Origin of the sequence: Sulfobacillus thermotolerans, assembly GCF_039623705.1 — a bacterium.
GTDB classification, from domain to species: Bacteria; Bacillota; Sulfobacillia; order Sulfobacillales; family Sulfobacillaceae; genus Sulfobacillus; species Sulfobacillus thermotolerans.
Genome location: NZ_CP133983.1, coordinates 2,173,704 through 2,188,895 on the forward strand (window position 1 = coordinate 2,173,704; position 15,192 = coordinate 2,188,895).

Sequence of the window (15,192 nt, forward strand, 5' to 3'; positions counted from 1 at the left end):
GGACTATGATGGAAAGAGGTCGAGCTGTATGCGTTCCGGATCCGTTTGGAAGAATATTGACTATCTGGTCATCGCAATCGTCTTGTTGATTTCGGGCTTAAGCCTCTTTGTTATTGGCAGTGCGACTAAGCCTCTGTTGCCTGCGTCCGCCCAACTCTATTATGTCCATCGCCAAATGATATGGATTGGGTTGGGATTGGTGACGATGACCATCGTAGCATGGTATCCCTATGAGCGATTTCGGCAACTGAGTCCCTACCTATACTGGATTGCCGTGGCATTGTTGGCATTTGTACTGATTAAAGGCCACTCTGCTTTGGGAGCCCAACGCTGGATTCAAATTGGTCCCTTTCAATTACAGCCTTCCGAATTTGCCAAAGTCGCTGTAGTGGTAGCGTTTGCTACACACTTAGACAAGAAGCCGCAGTTAAAGCGGTGGCGCGATTTAGTGTCCCCTGGCTTGCTTTTGTTGTTGCCGATGTTGCTGATTCTTAAACAGCCAGACTTAGGCACAGCCTTGGTCTTTGTGGCGATTGCGGCGGGAATGCTGCTGATGGCAGGCGCATCATGGTGGAAACTGCTAATTATCTTCCCAGGCGGACTGCTCGCGGTGATTTTGTGGATTTATATCCATTACCGTTTTCATGTGTGGATCCCGATGCACCAATATCAGTTAGACCGACTGATTATCTTTCTTAATCCTAACAAAGATCCTTTAGGAGCGGGTTTCAATGTGATTCAGTCGCGGATTGCTGTAGGAAGTGGTGGACTCTTGGGCACGGGGATATTTACCGCGCATTCGAATCAACTAAGCTTTCTACCGGAATCTTATACGGACTTTATCTTTGCGGTGATTGCTGAAGAAGTTGGATTTGTTGGCTCTATGGCGCTGCTCGCCGTGTATTTGTTGTTGTTAGCCCGGGGATTGTTTATTGCGGTGCATGCCAAGGACCGTTATGGAATGCTTTTGGCGTCCGGAGTCGTATCCATGTTTGCTTTTCACGTGATTGAAAGCGCGGGAATGGTATCGGGGATTATGCCGGTCGCGGGGGTGCCTTTACCGTTTATGAGTTATGGAGGCTCTGCGCTGCTTGCGGACTCGGTAGGGGTTGGCATCTTGCTTAATGTCTATCTTCGCCGCAGGCCGTTGTCCTATGCCAATACAGCCAATGCCAGCACCCGCGTGGTGATGGGGAAAAGTTCTTAGAGCCGGGGTGAAGAGGCCCTTTATTTGAGGGGAGAGAAAAATACCGCGATGACGGCCACGACATGGGTTGTTGTGTTGCTCGCCGTTGACGGAGCCGTGTTATTGGCCGTATTTGCGTTGTTATCACGGATTGAACAGCGGCTGACGCAACTCGAGAACAAATTCAAACGCCCCACTGGGCGTAAACGGAAAGAGGCTTCTCCGCACAAAGAAAAATAACGCGGGAAGCCTCTCGTGTATAATCTTGCGCGGTATTCTAATCCTTACAGGCCGTTTCCCAATCGGCCTGTTTTCCTCCTAAAAATCCAATCGCGGTTCCATAAATTGGGGCCATCCACCAATATCCCGTGACCGACGGAAATCCTAAAATGATGATTGTCACGATCATTAGGGAGTACCGGACCCAGCTTTTAGCTAGATAACGGGGCATCTGCCAAACCACAAAGGCTTTCTTCTGGAGGTAGGAACCGACAAATACGAAGGCTAAAGCCAGCGCTAATGCTTCCCACGGTGCCACTTTCATTAGTCTATAGCGGTGCGGAAAGCGCCGCTTCCTCCTTTCTGTGCGAAGAGATGCCGCCCATGGCCATAGCTGCTTCGACCCGTGCTTCCTCGTCAACCTAGCTTTATATTCCCATGCTCCGCCCTTTCGGGCTGGGGAAAGTTGACTGGCATCGTCTTCTGTGACCCCTTGATCATAGCACCCGTGTGAGAACTTGATCAAATCCGTTTAGGCGCGGTCTGAACGGGACTAGCCTGCCATAAGATGGATAGGGGAGTGTGCGAAAAGGAGAGATCGCCATGGAAGAGAGAGCCTTGATGGTGAAACGGCGTTCGACCTGGTGGGGCCGCTGGGTGATCGCGGGTCTTTTAGTTTCAGGCGTTTATGCGACTCACGTGCTGCCTCAAAGGGTCCGGGACCATGTGCTTACAGTGGAACGACAATGGGTTACGTCGACGTGGCATATACCGAAAAACGTGGGATTGCGGTTGCCAATTCCCAGCACACGACATACCGTGAGACCTTTGACGCACCAGGTCTGGGCTCATCCGGTGTCCCACGCGCATCTGGTTGAGTCTTTTGGATGGCATCACCAACAGTTTGACGCTCAAGTGACATTGCAAACTACTCCAGGACAAGTTGTGCAGGGATTTGCACGAGCCACCGTGATTCACACGGCCCCTTCTTTGGAGCTCAGCGTGGGCAAGATACTTGTGGTGTTGCAAGGTGTCCAGCACATGGCGGTACATCGAGGACAAAAGGTGAGCTTGGGAACCGTATTAGGGCGGGTAGGCAGACATTTAGCCATTGCTGTTCAGATTGATGGATTGCCGGTCAATCCCTTGCTACCACAATACTTTGGAACCACGTGGGCTCGCCCCTAAGGAGGTGGGCCCCGATGTGGCGAAAAATCTCCATTAATCCCTGGTTTATCGGTCTGGTTGTTCTCTACCTGATTGGAGGCCAAGGCATTCGCATGGCCTTGGCATTTTTTGTTATTACGCTGCATGAACTAACTCACGCCATTGTTGCGGAGAGCTATGGGTGTACGGTGGAACGTATTGAACTTTGGCCATTTGGTGGTATTGCGCGCATTTCCGGCATCGCGCAGCAAGAACCGTACGTAGAAGCGATGATCGCTGTCGTAGGACCCTTGCAGAATTTTTTTCTGGCATCAGCGGCATGGGGGCTCGCACGGTGGCTTCCGGTTAGCCCATCGTGGCTGCATCTGTTTATCGAAATGAATTTAGGCTTGGGGTTTCTCAATTTACTTCCCGCCGCACCCCTCGACGGAGGCCATTTAGCCAGGTTGTATTTGGCCAGGCGAATGGGTTATGAACAGGCCGAACGGATCGTGGTCGAAGCGGGATTATGGCTTGCGCGCTTTTTGTTTGTGGTGACAATTTTCTCGTTTCTTACGCCCAAACCGCTTTTGAGTTTAGGGATCTTCGCGGTGTTTATCTATTGGGGAGCCCAGCATTCTCCTCGTCCGGCGGCTTATTTAATTGTGCGGGATTTAGCGATTAGGCCGTCTTGGCTCAAAAAAAGGCCGGTGTGGGCCTTGGATGATTTTGCTGTACACTGTGAGACTTCACTGGGAGAGGTACTCCGGGTGATGCGGCCCATGAAGTATCATCGCGTCGTCGTGTTGTCACCAGATCTCAAGAAAATGGGCATCCTATATGAGGAAGATCTCTTAAAGGGTCTTGAAGAATGGGGGCCGTCCATTGCCTTACAGGAATTACTGACGATGCGTTGATCGTGATTCCTGTCGTGGTATGATAGAAGAGAGGCGATACTATCCAGGACAGTCAAAATTTTGCCCAAAAGTTTGAGCGTATTTTTCACTGTTTCAGAAAGGGGTCCATTCATGACACGGCGCAAGCGTCGCCGTTGGGGGATTCTTCCTGCAGAATCTGCTGGAGCGGCTAATACGGAACCTGGCGCCGAATCCCCAGGGGCCGCCTCCATAGAACATGAGAGCGCCCCTCTGGTGCCGGAACCAAAATTGTTTAAGGAATTACTGGTGAATTATGAGCCACATGAAAGTCGACTGGCAATTTTAGAGGCGGGGCAACTCGTCGAATTTTATATCGAGCGGGATGATGAAGAACAGTCAGCGGGGAATATTTACAAAGGTCGCGTCGAAAATGTGCTGCCGGGTATGCGGGCGGCTTTTGTCAACCTCGGCCTTGAAAAAAACGGATTTTTGTATGTGGATGATGCCCATGCGGAAGAACGTGATCACCGCAAATCGCGTCCTATCCAAGAAGTGCTGAAGGTCGGTCAAGAAGTCGTTGTGCAAGTCGTTAAAGAATCTATAGGAAATAAAGGGGCGCGCGTAACAACTAACATTAGTTTACCGGGACGTTATTTAGTCTTTACGCCCTATTCAGAGACTGTAGGGGTTTCGCGGCGCATCGACTCTGAACGCGAACGGGAACGCCTGCGGGCGATTGCCGAAAAGATCCGACCCAAAGGCATGGGACTGATTGTGCGGACGGTGGCTGAAGGGGCTTCTCAGAAGGCGTTGATTCGCGATTTAGCGTATTTGCGGCGCATGTGGGCTCGGATACGGCACAAAGCCCGCACGACCAAAGCGCCTGCTTTATTACACCGGGAGGCAAGCCTTATTGCTCGTACCATCCGGGACCATCTCGATGAGTCGGTGGATCGGTTTGTCATTGATGATGAACAAGCCTATTACCGTGCTCGGGAAATAGCAGAAACCATCTCGCCGGGCTTGAAAAACCGGATTGAACTCGATAATGGAGGGGTTCCACTATTTGAATTGCGCGGGGTGGAAGCGGAACTTGACCGGGCTGTCAAGAGGCGGGTATGGTTGAAATGTGGCGGATATTTAGTCATTGATGAAACGGAAGCATTGACAGTCATTGATGTCAATACGGGAAAGAACGTTGGTTCGACTGACTTATCCGACACCGTGCTGGCGACAAACCGGGAAGCCGCTGTGGAAATTGCCCGGCAATTGCGTCTGCGCGATATCAGTGGAATTATTGTTATTGATTTCATTGATATGGAAAATGAAGAAGACCAAGTCGAAGTGCTGAAAACCTTTCAGCGAGCTTTACGCCATGACCGCACCCGCGTCACGGTCTTAGGGCTTACGCGCCTTGGGTTGTTGGAAATGACGCGCAAGAAAGTGCGCGAGTCGTTGTTAAACCAACTGACACGCGTTTGTCCCCAATGTGACGGCCGAGGACAAGTGTTGTCGGAAGAAGTGATTGCTCGGCGCTTGCGACAGCGTATTGTGGAGCGGTTAAAGGAAGTTTCCAAAGATTGGGACGCGACAGGAAGTGGAGAGTGCGGCGTTGCCGGTTCACGAAGGTCAGCGTCTCGAACTGGTGGTGCAAGAGCGCCATGCCAGCAATGCACGCGATGGAATTTCCCGTCTCGATGGGTATGTTGTGGATATTGAGGCTGCGGGAACGCGGGTAGGAGAAACGGTTTCGGTCGAAATCCTGCGTGCGCTGCGAACATTTGCCACTGCTAAGATTCTTGATGATGAAGACAACACATTGCCGGCGGTAAAAGAACCTGCCTTACCAATGCCTCGAGCGGAGGTTTGACGGTCATTGCGATTCGTGGTAACATACATTGGATTAATGCCACGGTGATTCATGGAATAGGGGGATTTTTGTGTACGCGGTCATTGAGACAGGAGGCAAGCAGTACCGAGTGTCGCCTGGACAGGAATTGCTGATAGAGAAACTGCCGGTGGATGAGGGCAATGAATACACATTCGATCGGTTATTAATGGTTGTTGACGACAATGGCCAACCGATTGTGGGTGAGCCTTACGTTAATGGAGCAACGGCGGTGGGGACAGTAGTGCGTCAAGAGCGTGGGGAAAAGATTCTTGTCTTTAAATATAAAGCCAAGAGCAATTATCGCCGACGCCAGGGCCATCGTCAGTATTTGACGCGTGTGCGGATTGATCGTATTGACGCCACCGTTTAATCGGCTCGATGATAAAAATTGTCGTAGAGCGTGACTCCCAAGGTTCAGTGCATCGTCTGCGGGTCACAGGGCATGCGGGCCAAGCCCCATACGGCAAGGATATTGTCTGTGCCGCAGCCTCTGCGCTCTCTGAGACGCTTATCATGGGGTTGACGCGCGTTGAGCGTACCCCCATAGAATATCGTTTGGATGATGGAGTTCTCGACCTTCACATTACTGACAAGCTTTCAGAGAGTTCGCGGTCCATATTGGAAACCTTTTGTCTGGGATTTAAGGATTTAGCCGATACCGCGCCGGATTTCGTACGGTATCGCGAAATGACCTAATTGGATTCTGAAGAGGAGGGAATAACATGCGTTTACAACTCTTTGCACACAAAAAAGGGGGCGGAAGTTCCCGTAACGGGCGGGATTCCAAGCCGAAAATGCTTGGTGTCAAGCGCCATCAAGGACAATTAGTCACGGCCGGTAGCATTATCGTTCGCCAACGGGGAACCAAATTTCGTCCGGGGCTCAATGTTGGAATGGGCCGAGATTACACCTTATTCGCCAAGATTGATGGCACTGTAGCATTCGTGAACCGCGGGCACGATCGGCGTGAAATCCGGGTTCTGCCCGTTAATGAAGCGTAATGCGCTAACCAAGCGTGCCAGTCGGCTCTCTGCGGTGGTGTTGCGGTTGGCCATATTTATCGCGCTAGGAGTGGGAAGCTATTTAAGCCCTCACTTTTGGCGCGTTGTCTTTTTGCTGCTCTTTGCAGCTTACACAGCCAGCACAGTCCGGGTGGCCGACCAAGCACAAGCCGTGGAAATGATTCGCCGCTACCGGCACCGCTATGCGAATCATTTGCAAATCATCAGTGGTTGGCTCGAACTGGAAAAAGTGTCTCGGGCCGAACGCTATCTGGCGGATCATGCGATGTCTAGCGTCCAACCGGGCGTGTTTCAAGGGTTGCCCTTACGGTGGGTATACAAGATGATGGCTCTGGAAGCGTTAGCAGAAGCGTCGGGGGCTGAAATTCGGTGGGTCCAGGCGCACAAAAGCGGGGGATCCTACTGGATGTTATGGAAGTTGAGCGCCGTATTGCGCTCGATTATCCCCTATGCACAAGGCGTCATCACCGTGACGTTCTTTCGCCGAGGGTTTCATGTGATCTCAATCGGACCCGTGTGTTGGTCCATTTGGTGGACGTAAGCCCCCAAATGGATAGGAACGCAGCTAATGATTACCGCATCATCGCGCATGAATTGCAAGCCTTTTCCCCGGAACTTGCCGCCCGCCCTGTCATTATCGCTGCTAATAAAATGGATATGGAGGGCAGTGAAGAGGGCCTGCGGGCATTACAAGAGGCGGTCTCGCCCCATGTGGTTTGGCCTATTTCGGCACTTTCCGGAGCAGGGATCGACGCGTTGATGTGGGAGGTACGGCGCGTCTTAGATATAACCCCCAAGCCGGAAGTGCAAACAGTGGAACCGGCTTTGAAGCCGGTTGTACATGGCTTTTCATTGGAGTTTGACGACAAAGAGGGCGTTCGCGTGGTGGGAGACATAGAGGAACGCGCGAGTATGACCCTGTGGGGCAACCCTCACGCGGAGGAGTACTTTTTAGAATACCTGCGCCGCAGGGGACTCGAGGGGATGCTACGACGCGCTCATGTCGCAGATAACACGCCTGTGCGAATCGGCGAGGGCACATTTTACTGGCGAGAAGGGGAACTTGTTTTAGAATGAGAGGATTCCTTGGAGGAAATTTTCCGACATCCTTAAAATATGGCAGGAAAAAATTAAGTGATCGCGAATTAACTATAAATGGGTAAAGAGACGGGAGCCATTGGGCTCATGGGAGGAACATTCAACCCGATCCATTACGGACACCTGGTGACCGCCGAAGCGGCTCGGGATGCTTTTCATTTGGATCGGGTGATTTTTATCCCCTCTGGCCAACCTCCGCATAAGCCGCCAGAGGTGCTAGCCAGTGCGGAGCACCGATACTTGATGACCTTTCTCGCGATCGCGCCTAATATGCACTTCGAGCTCTCCCGGGTCGAAATCGATCGCCAGGGGCCGTCGTATACGAGCGACACTCTTGCCTATTTCCACCGGATGGACTCGACCGTCGATTGGTACTTCATCAGCGGAGCCGATGCGATATTAGAAATCGCATCGTGGCATTATCCGGAGGATATTTTTCGTTATGCGCATCTCATTGCTGCTAGTCGGCCAGGGTATTCTCTCTCCCGGATCCATGCAGTGGCGGCAGAGCTGGGGGCTGAGAAAGTCGATCGCATTCACCAATTGGAGGTGCCCGCTTTAGCCATCTCGTCGAGCCAAGTGCGTGAGCGTTTGCGATTGGGGCTTTCGATTAAGTATCTGGTTCCTGAAGCAGTGGAGCACTATATTGAAAAAAATCAGTTGTATCAACATGCTCCATAGCCATGGACGCTCGCATGTTTTCGTGCCCAAGCGTTCATAATAGCTCGTGATTTGTGGCGTCCCGGGCGTTGACTACGGGCTTACAAGCGTAATAGATCGGCTCTGCATGGTCTCGGGAGCACGTTTGTGGAATGACAGGGAGGATGCAAATAATGGCGAGAACGCTGTACATCGGCAATTTGCCGTGGTCGACGACCGAAGAAGAACTGGCTCAGGCTTTTGCTGCTCATGCTCATGTCATTAGTGCCCGCATCATTATGGACCGGGAAACGGGACGGTCGCGGGGCTTTGGCTTCGTCGAAGTGGCGGATGAAGATGTCGATCGGGCGGTTGAGGCAATGAATGGAACACAACTCAGCGGCCGTGATATTATTGTTAACGAGGCGCGTCCCCGTCAAAATCGTTATTAAAAAAGGAGACAAAGCTGGAGGGGAACCTTCAGCTTTGCTTTTGCGAAGATACATCGTGAGCAGGTGACCTATGTCGACGTATCACGACCGTTTTGCCCAACTGACTCGGCACCGCCAAGAGCATAGCTTGCGGGTGGCGGCGCTCATGGAAGATTTGGCAAGCACCGGAGGATTTCCTCGAGACCAAGCTTTTTTGGCCGGTTATGCTCATGATTTAGCCCGTGAGCTGTCCCGTGCGGCATTGCTTGAGGAAGCATTGCGATTGGGCGTGACTATTGGGCCAGCTGAGCAGCAAGAGCCTGTGCTGCTCCACGGCCCCATTGCCGCCGCGTGGCTGCAAGCCGAAGGCATTGGAACGCCCTCGGTGTGGGAGGCGATACGCTATCATACTACTGCAGCCCCTGGGCAAGATCTTTTAGGGCAGGCGTTGTTTGTCGCGGATGGTGTGGAGCCCGGGCGTCATTATCCAGCTCGTGCATCCATTGAAGAGACGGTGCGGCGATCCATTCCGCTGGGATATCAAGCGATGTTAGAGGAAACGCTGGGCTACCTAAAAGCACGGGGTCTCACACCGCACCCTTTGATGGTCCAGGCCGTGAAGAGTTTCTCGGATTCGCATGATTAGCCGGGAGAAGTTCCATATTGTAAGGGAGGAATGCGTTATCCCCGAATCATCACGGGAGTGGGCGGCATTGGCCGCTCACGTAGCAGAGGAAAAGAAGGGCGAACACGTCGTCGTTCTGGATATGCGTGAAGTGACCCTCGTGGCCGATTATTTTGTGATTGTATCTGGTCACACCACAATTCAAGTGGCGGCCTTAGCGGAACATATTGAAGACGCCATGAAAGCGGCAGGCGTTTCACTGCTGCACAAAGTGGGAGGGGACAAGTCCCACTGGATTCTCTTAGATTATGGTGCAGTGGTGGTTCATATCTTTACAGAAGAAGAGCGGCGTTACTACGATTTAGAACGGCTGTGGGGCGATGCCGACATCGTGACTTTTTCCTAACACCCATGGATAAGGGGCACACGGAGCGGGAATACCTGACATGATGAACGTCAGGGGGTTTTAGGGTGCTTGTTGTCAACTATTATCAAACGCTCATCGATGTTGCGCTGTTTCTATTTTTTGTCATTGGAGCCAAGGTTATTGCGTTGTTTACCATTCGCGTGAAGAAACCCGCGGTGCCGTATGTCCGCCATCTGTTGTGGCAAGGGTATGCGGTGTGGTGGCTGGTATCGGGCATCGTGCAGATTCCGCCCTGGGTCGTGACCCATTCCCCAGCACATCTGGGGCAGGTGCTCTACCGCCACGATCCGCCACGTGTGGTCGCCTTTTATCATTTTTTTCTGGCATGGTGGACTGCTAAACCGATTACGTGGAATATCTTGGTCATCTTAGTGCAGATATTGGTGGGCTTGATGTTAATCACCGAAGAAGAGGATTTGGCCGGGCGCATCACGCTAGTGGTGGCCGGCATTTGGTCTTTTTTAGTCTGGCTTATCCCCGAAGCCTTAGGCCATCTGTTAGGTGTGCCTTTCAGTGCCGTACCAGGGGCACCAGGCGCTGGATTGATCGCCGCGGGCATTGCAGCCATCCTTCTCGTGCCTCCCAGACACTGGCATGTGGAGAAGACGCCTCGCGGGATACGACAGATCATCGCGGTCTACTGCGCTCTTGCTGCTCTGGTGCAAATGAACCCGTGGTCGGGTTTGTGGGGACCCGATATCCGAAAAATATTTGCGTATTCCCCTGTGTCCGGGGTGCAAAAAGTCATTGGCATGGCTGCTCAGATCGCGCATAATAGCCCGGAAGTCTATAATTTAGGGCTGTCTATATATTTTTTGATACTTGCCGTTGCGCTATGGCGCAATGGCAATCGCTGGCTGTTTATTGGGTTGGCTTCCGTCTTATGGCTGTGGATTTGGCTCACAGGGCAGGGGTTGGGCCTTGTTCCCGAAATCGGAGACAATCTTAATACAGCGCCGCTCGTCTTGTGGTTAATTGCTATTACAGTGGGGCGGCCTATGGGTATGACCAAGAACCGGGGGCGTTTAGGATAGATCGTGAAATATTGAACAAAGTTGATCGCTGTGGTGTGTGGGTGGTGACGGCGTGAAATTAGCGCGTAAAGTGTTTGGCCGTCCTTTAAAAGACCGTGAAGAGGAAGCCATTCGGGTAGGGGTTATTGCGGGCCTCGCCGTGATGGCGCCCGATGCCCTCTCTTCGGTAGCGTATGGCACTCAAGAAATATTAATCGAACTCGATAGGGCCGGTCTTAAGGCATTATGGTACGTATTGCCTATCTCGGGCGTAATTGCTCTATTGCTAACGTTTTTAGTGATTAGCTATCGTCAAATCATTCGAGCCTATCCGGAGGGCGGCGGTGCCTACGTCATTGGGCGTGATACCTTGGGGCCCACCGCCAGTCTTTTAGCGGGAGCGGCGTTGCTTATCGATTACACCTTGACAGTGGCAGTGAGTGTGACCGCTGGCGTGGCGGCGGTCGTGGCGGCCTTTCCATCGTTGGCGCCGTGGACGGTGACGCTATCAGTCCTCATTGTGGCCGTATTGGGGCTCGTGAATTTGCGCGGATTACGCGAATCCGCCCAGTTGTTTGCCCTGCCGACATATCTCTTCATTGTGATGGTTCTAGTGATGGCGGCTGTGGGCTTGGTAGAGCCCGTAGCGCATGCTCCGACGTGGCATAGTTACGTGACGCCTCCTTTAGGGACCGTGAGCTTATTTGTCATTCTCCGAGCCTTTAGCTCCGGCTCTTCTGCGCTAACTGGGGTTGAGGCCATTTCCAATGGAGTTCCGGTGTTCCGCAATCCATCGCCCGGTCGCGCACGAACGACGTTGTTATTGCTGGGCCTTTTCTTAGGGAGCATGTTCTTAGGTACCTCCATTATCGCCTATCGGTATCATATTGTACCGGCAGCCAATAATACGGTATTGCAGCAATTAGCCGCCGATATTTTTGGACGCGGTGTATATTTCTATGGCCTTTCGTTTGTCACGATGGCGATTTTGGCGATTGCGGCCAATACTAGTTTTGCGGGTTTTCCGTTGCTTTCTAGCATTATGGCGCGGGATCAGTGGATGCCTCGTATGTTCTTAAGCCGAGGAGACCGGTTAGTCTATCAAAACGGCATTATTATCTTAGGCTTGACAGCCATTTTTCTCATTGTCATCTTTCAAGGCAATACCACCAACCTGATTCCGCTTTATGCCATTGGCGTCTATATGAGCTTCACGATTGCTATGCTGAGTTTAGCTGTGAAGACCTGGCGCAACCGGAAGCAAATCTCCCCTGTTAAAAGTTGGTTAATCATCGCCATGGGCAGTGTTGGGGCCACCTTAACCGCTATTGTTGTACTCGTTTCCCTCGTGACCAAATTTACTGAAGGGGCTTGGATTGTGGCGGTCGTGCTGCCTTTGTTGATCGTCGGCATGCGCCGCATTCGGCGGCATTACCGTGCGGTCGCGGATGAGCTGCGCGTCACCGATTTGTCGATCAAACCGGTTCCGATGCGTGTCGTCGCCGTAGTTCCCATTAACAGCATCAATCGGCTATCGATTGACACGCTGTCGTATGCGTTGAGTTTAGCCGATGAGGTCATTGCGCTTCATGTGGTGCGCAGCATTGAGCCGGGTCAGCAATTTGCTGAGCGTTGGCAAAAGTGGGATCCGGATCCGCGCATTAAGCTTGCTGTCGTACCGACACAGTATCGATCCGTGGTGCGTCCGATTGTGCGCTATGTGGATCTCGTCGCGCATCAGAATACGAGTGAGAGAACCTTGATCATCCTACCGGAACTCGTAGTGAGCCACGTTTGGGAGCATTTTTTGCACAATCAACTGGCATTGACCCTTGAAACCTCTTTTATTTTCCGCAAGGACATTTCGGTGTTGATTATGCCCTATCGCTTGAAAAGCTAGGCGCCGCCTTTAAAAGCGGTGCCTGGTCCATCGTGAAAGAGGCAGACATGGTTAGGCCCTTGTTGTTTGGCTTGGTAAACGGCCTCATCGGCTTCTTTAAATAGCTTGCGCGGCTCTTTGTGGCCCTCGGAGTCAATGGCGATCCCAAGACTAATGCCGACAGACAACGATATATTGTTCCAATTCACCGGCTCTTGGATGTGGTGCACGATGCAATCCGTGAGCCGGTCGATAGTGGGCGGCGTCAGCGCTGCTTCAATCAAAATGACAAACTCGTCCCCACCGTAGCGGTAGACTCTATCTTCACCACGCAAGCAGTTTTTCAGCCTTTGTGCAATGACTTGCAAGACATAGTCTCCAGCACTATAATATTGGGCTCTTGATGATGCACGGTCAAAACCGCGTACGGTGTCTTGCTGCGGTAGATGACAAAGTCCGCTTTGGAGGATCTGGCGCTATTATCGGCGCTGGCAGTCTCGTGGTATTCGTTATCGACTTGATAGTGTCCACTGTCCCATGCTAACTGCGCCGATGCCGTAGGATGGGCCGGCAATCGGCCGCTATGGTATGGAAACGTGAGGTGTCCATGCGGGTCTTGGATGCCTATGCTGACGCCGACGAAGACGCCATTCTCAGTGAGTAGTGTGCAAATTTGTTGCAAAATGGTGGCATCGTCAAGCGTGCGCAAGGCCATTTCCCCAATGGCGCCTAGGACGTGATGCAGTGTCAAAACCAGGGTGTTTTTTCGTTGTATGTCATGCTCCAGGGCGCGCAGGTCAAAACGCTCCAAGGCATCTTGCAAGGCTCGTCCAATTTGGTTGGCCAATGGCAAGATATGGCGGTCAAACGCATGGGGTCTGTCGCTAATCAGGCTCAGCACACCCCACACCCCGTGGTGACGCTCGATGGGAATGGAAATGCCAGAGGCCCAGTGATAGGTTTCGATGAAAGAGGCATAGCCGAGATGGGTCAAGGCGGTAGCCAAGTCATTCTCATAGACAGCCTCTCGGGTGCGTACCGCACGTACGGCCAAAGACTGGAAGGCAGCCTCGTTGGTGTTGGTTGGAAACGGTAAGGTGTGCAAGGTCTTGGAACCCGGGCCTTGTGTTACCAGGACGCGTATATGGTCGGGGTCGACGACGCCAATCCAGGCGGCATGAAATCCTTGAGTGCAAAGCGCTGAAACGAGAGACTGCAAACAGTCAGGTTCGGTAGTAGCGGTACTCGTGATGCGATTGACCTCAGAGAGCACGGTATAGAGTTGAAGGGTAAACACATAGCGTTCTCGAGCGTGGTTTAGGCGACTGATAATAGACAAAATGGCCGAATCTGAGATGACAACAAGCCCGGCAAATGCGATAAGGCCGATGAGCATAGTGTGGAGCCAGTCGGCAAAAACCGCCTTTAAGGGGATGCCTTCCACCACATATAAAGGGTAATTGGCCAGTTTGGCGGCGGCCCACAAATCACGGGGAGATCCGGGAACTTTGGCGAGAGGGCCTTCGCCCATAGCGGCTGTAAGGGCGGGGGTCTGATGCAGTTTCCGGATTAACCACGGTTGCCAAGCCGAGCCTTGGTTCGGTGAAAGCGATGATTGAGCTTGGATCAGGCCGTTGTGGCGCACGAGTTGCACCATCAATTCAGCATATGGGGAAGCCGTTAAGTTCTTTATGAGCACAGGCAGAAAGGCAGACCGGGCGATAATGAGGTATTGACGAGTCCCGGGAATGCTCATGCCGGCCAACACCCAAGGCTGATGGTCTTGACGTAAATTGGGGAAAGGCCGAGATAAAAAGAAAGACCCCGTAGAAAAAGCCGATTGCCGGATGGCCCAAGAGCCTAGATGAGCACTGTTCCCAAGCGGCCACTGGACTGGTACGCCCGATTGTAGAAGGGGAACCCCGTTGGCATTCACAATCGCTGCTGTTGCCGCATTTTCTGCACCGAGTTCATTTACCAAAAGGGTCAGAACTTGCCGCTTAGCTGAAGATGAGGGGTCTGTGGTCAATGCTTGGCGTGCGCGCCGCAAAAATTCCTCGTCAGCAGATAGCTTGCTGTCAAGGAGCACGGCTGATCCCGATGCTTGAGCTTCGAGATTGCGCTCAGTCGTCGCAACGTTTGTATTCCAATAGACATGGGACAAGTACACGAACAGAACAACAGCCAGACTGTTGAGTACGAGTAATATCCAAACATAGCTTCGTGATAAACGGACCTTATAAGAGGGGGTCCTATGAAAGTGGTGAATGCCCATGGGGGCTCCTCTCGGGTCGAGTGCAAGAACAGACCGACAGCGGCGGCTATGTAGCCAGGCGAAGGGACCACTCACCTGAGCATCCGCACGAGGAGGACAGCAGCAAGACCCATAGTGTCGTATATATCGGTACTATAGCAAAATAGACAGGCGTAGGCCTTCTTTCAAGGACGAATTATGTCAGAAATGATGAGCCAACGAGGAAGGAAAGGAACTAATCCCGTGGTCTCAAATCTGTCCTGTTCACCAGCCGACACAGGCGGTGGGTCAATGTTGGGACCCATGACACAGAGACGCGGTTGGTCGGAACCGCGTCTGGTGCTAGATACGGTGCAGTCATAAATTAAGGAATTGAGAGGACTAGCTCTAGAAATCTCTTGACGCCGGGGTTATGGCGAGCTACGCGTTCAATCACCTATCAGGACCTGTCATGCGACATCAACAAGGATTGGCAATTCACCTT

General features: G+C 52.3%; 18 protein-coding genes and 1 pseudogene. 16 read left to right on the forward strand and 3 right to left on the reverse strand.

What is annotated here, in order from left to right; all coding sequences use genetic code 11:
- Nucleotides 1-28 precede the first annotated feature (28 nt).
- Together rodA and ORD20_RS11260 are read left to right on the forward strand one after the other, a co-directional pair.
- A complete protein-coding gene (rodA, locus tag ORD20_RS11255) occupies nt 29-1,207 on the forward strand; it encodes a rod shape-determining protein RodA (RefSeq protein ID WP_103374344.1) in 1,179 nt (392 codons plus the stop codon).
- Nucleotides 1,208-1,231: 24 nt separating this feature from the next.
- Nucleotides 1,232-1,426, forward strand: a complete 195-nt coding sequence (locus ORD20_RS11260; protein WP_103374343.1) for a hypothetical protein — start codon at nt 1,232-1,234, stop codon at nt 1,424-1,426.
- A 37-nt stretch (nt 1,427-1,463) separates the two neighbouring features.
- On the opposite strand, the gene ORD20_RS11265 is transcribed toward ORD20_RS11260, so the two are convergent.
- A complete protein-coding gene (locus tag ORD20_RS11265) occupies nt 1,464-1,724 on the reverse strand; it encodes a hypothetical protein (protein ID WP_146038968.1) in 261 nt (86 codons plus the stop codon).
- A gap of 284 nt (nt 1,725-2,008) precedes the next feature.
- On the opposite strand from ORD20_RS11265, the gene ORD20_RS11270 reads away from it, so the two are divergent.
- The 14 genes and pseudogenes from ORD20_RS11270 (at nt 2,009) to ORD20_RS11335 (ending at nt 12,475) form a co-directional block, all read left to right on the forward strand.
- A complete protein-coding gene (locus ORD20_RS11270) occupies nt 2,009-2,593 on the forward strand; it encodes a hypothetical protein (RefSeq protein ID WP_103374341.1) in 585 nt (194 codons plus the stop codon).
- 14 nt (nt 2,594-2,607) lie between these two features.
- The gene (locus tag ORD20_RS11275; RefSeq protein ID WP_103374340.1) at nt 2,608-3,468 is read left to right on the forward strand and encodes a site-2 protease family protein; all 861 of its coding nucleotides are present in this window, start codon (nt 2,608-2,610) and stop codon (nt 3,466-3,468) included.
- A 111-nt stretch (nt 3,469-3,579) separates the two neighbouring features.
- A pseudogene (locus ORD20_RS11280) lies at nt 3,580-5,299 on the forward strand (Rne/Rng family ribonuclease).
- Between the two features lie 70 nt (nt 5,300-5,369).
- Nucleotides 5,370-5,690 carry a 50S ribosomal protein L21 gene (rplU, locus tag ORD20_RS11285; protein ID WP_103374338.1) on the forward strand — a complete coding sequence of 107 codons (321 nt, stop codon included), beginning with the start codon at nt 5,370-5,372 and terminating at the stop codon, nt 5,688-5,690.
- Between the two features lie 8 nt (nt 5,691-5,698).
- A complete protein-coding gene (locus tag ORD20_RS11290; RefSeq protein ID WP_103374337.1) occupies nt 5,699-6,016 on the forward strand; it encodes a ribosomal-processing cysteine protease Prp in 318 nt (105 codons plus the stop codon).
- A gap of 26 nt (nt 6,017-6,042) precedes the next feature.
- Complete coding sequence (gene rpmA, locus ORD20_RS11295; RefSeq protein ID WP_103374336.1) at nt 6,043-6,321, forward strand: 50S ribosomal protein L27; 279 nt, start codon at nt 6,043-6,045, stop codon at nt 6,319-6,321.
- On the forward strand, nt 6,311-6,883 hold the full coding sequence (locus ORD20_RS11300) for a Spo0B domain-containing protein (protein ID WP_430626183.1): 573 nt from the start codon (nt 6,311-6,313) through the stop codon (nt 6,881-6,883). Before rpmA ends, ORD20_RS11300 begins: the two co-directional genes overlap by 11 nt.
- 8 nt (nt 6,884-6,891) lie before the next feature.
- Nucleotides 6,892-7,419 carry a DUF1967 domain-containing protein gene (locus tag ORD20_RS11305; RefSeq protein WP_430626184.1) on the forward strand — a complete coding sequence of 176 codons (528 nt, stop codon included), beginning with the start codon at nt 6,892-6,894 and terminating at the stop codon, nt 7,417-7,419.
- Nucleotides 7,420-7,497: 78 nt separating this feature from the next.
- Nucleotides 7,498-8,121, forward strand: a complete 624-nt coding sequence (gene nadD, locus ORD20_RS11310; RefSeq protein WP_173677060.1) for a nicotinate-nucleotide adenylyltransferase — start codon at nt 7,498-7,500, stop codon at nt 8,119-8,121.
- A 152-nt stretch (nt 8,122-8,273) separates the two neighbouring features.
- Entirely contained in the window at nt 8,274-8,531 is a 258-nt protein-coding gene (locus tag ORD20_RS11315) for an RNA recognition motif domain-containing protein (protein WP_103374333.1), read from the forward strand.
- 70 nt (nt 8,532-8,601) lie between these two features.
- The gene (gene yqeK, locus ORD20_RS11320) at nt 8,602-9,156 is read left to right on the forward strand and encodes a bis(5'-nucleosyl)-tetraphosphatase (symmetrical) YqeK (protein WP_103374332.1); all 555 of its coding nucleotides are present in this window, start codon (nt 8,602-8,604) and stop codon (nt 9,154-9,156) included.
- 67 nt (nt 9,157-9,223) lie between these two features.
- Nucleotides 9,224-9,541 (forward strand): ribosome silencing factor, encoded by a 318-nt coding sequence (gene rsfS / locus ORD20_RS11325; protein ID WP_255398085.1) that lies wholly within the window; start codon nt 9,224-9,226, stop codon nt 9,539-9,541.
- Between the two features lie 65 nt (nt 9,542-9,606).
- The gene (locus tag ORD20_RS11330; protein ID WP_103374330.1) at nt 9,607-10,596 is read left to right on the forward strand and encodes a hypothetical protein; all 990 of its coding nucleotides are present in this window, start codon (nt 9,607-9,609) and stop codon (nt 10,594-10,596) included.
- Between the two features lie 52 nt (nt 10,597-10,648).
- Nucleotides 10,649-12,475, forward strand: a complete 1,827-nt coding sequence (locus tag ORD20_RS11335; RefSeq protein WP_103374329.1) for an APC family permease — start codon at nt 10,649-10,651, stop codon at nt 12,473-12,475.
- On the opposite strand, the gene ORD20_RS11340 is transcribed toward ORD20_RS11335, so the two are convergent.
- Nucleotides 12,472-12,822, reverse strand: coding sequence for a GGDEF domain-containing protein (locus tag ORD20_RS11340; RefSeq protein WP_430626185.1), 351 nt, complete (start codon nt 12,820-12,822; stop codon nt 12,472-12,474). The two genes, ORD20_RS11335 and ORD20_RS11340, sit on opposite strands and share 4 nt — an antisense overlap.
- Entirely contained in the window at nt 12,798-14,729 is a 1,932-nt protein-coding gene (locus ORD20_RS11345; protein WP_430626186.1) for a GAF domain-containing protein, read from the reverse strand. The genes ORD20_RS11340 and ORD20_RS11345 overlap by 25 nt, the downstream gene beginning before the upstream one ends.
- Nucleotides 14,730-15,192 lie beyond the last annotated feature (463 nt).

Bases quoted from the DNA above. Each gene is read 5' to 3' on its own strand.
- rodA (WP_103374344.1), top strand. From the start codon at position 29: ATGCGTTCCGGATCCGTTTGGAAGAATATTGACTATCTGGTCATCGCA.
- ORD20_RS11290 (WP_103374337.1), top strand. From the start codon at position 5,699: ATGATAAAAATTGTCGTAGAGCGTGACTCCCAAGGTTCAGTGCATCGT.
- ORD20_RS11315 (WP_103374333.1), top strand. From the start codon at position 8,274: ATGGCGAGAACGCTGTACATCGGCAATTTGCCGTGGTCGACGACCGAA.
- ORD20_RS11275 (WP_103374340.1), top strand. From the start codon at position 2,608: ATGTGGCGAAAAATCTCCATTAATCCCTGGTTTATCGGTCTGGTTGTT.
- ORD20_RS11305 (WP_430626184.1), top strand. From the start codon at position 6,892: ATGGATAGGAACGCAGCTAATGATTACCGCATCATCGCGCATGAATTG.
- rpmA (WP_103374336.1), top strand. From the start codon at position 6,043: ATGCGTTTACAACTCTTTGCACACAAAAAAGGGGGCGGAAGTTCCCGT.
- ORD20_RS11270 (WP_103374341.1), top strand. From the start codon at position 2,009: ATGGAAGAGAGAGCCTTGATGGTGAAACGGCGTTCGACCTGGTGGGGC.
- ORD20_RS11300 (WP_430626183.1), top strand. From the start codon at position 6,311: ATGAAGCGTAATGCGCTAACCAAGCGTGCCAGTCGGCTCTCTGCGGTG.
- yqeK (WP_103374332.1), top strand. From the start codon at position 8,602: ATGTCGACGTATCACGACCGTTTTGCCCAACTGACTCGGCACCGCCAA.
- nadD (WP_173677060.1), top strand. From the start codon at position 7,498: ATGGGTAAAGAGACGGGAGCCATTGGGCTCATGGGAGGAACATTCAAC.
- ORD20_RS11345 (WP_430626186.1), bottom strand. From the start codon at position 14,729: ATGGGCATTCACCACTTTCATAGGACCCCCTCTTATAAGGTCCGTTTA.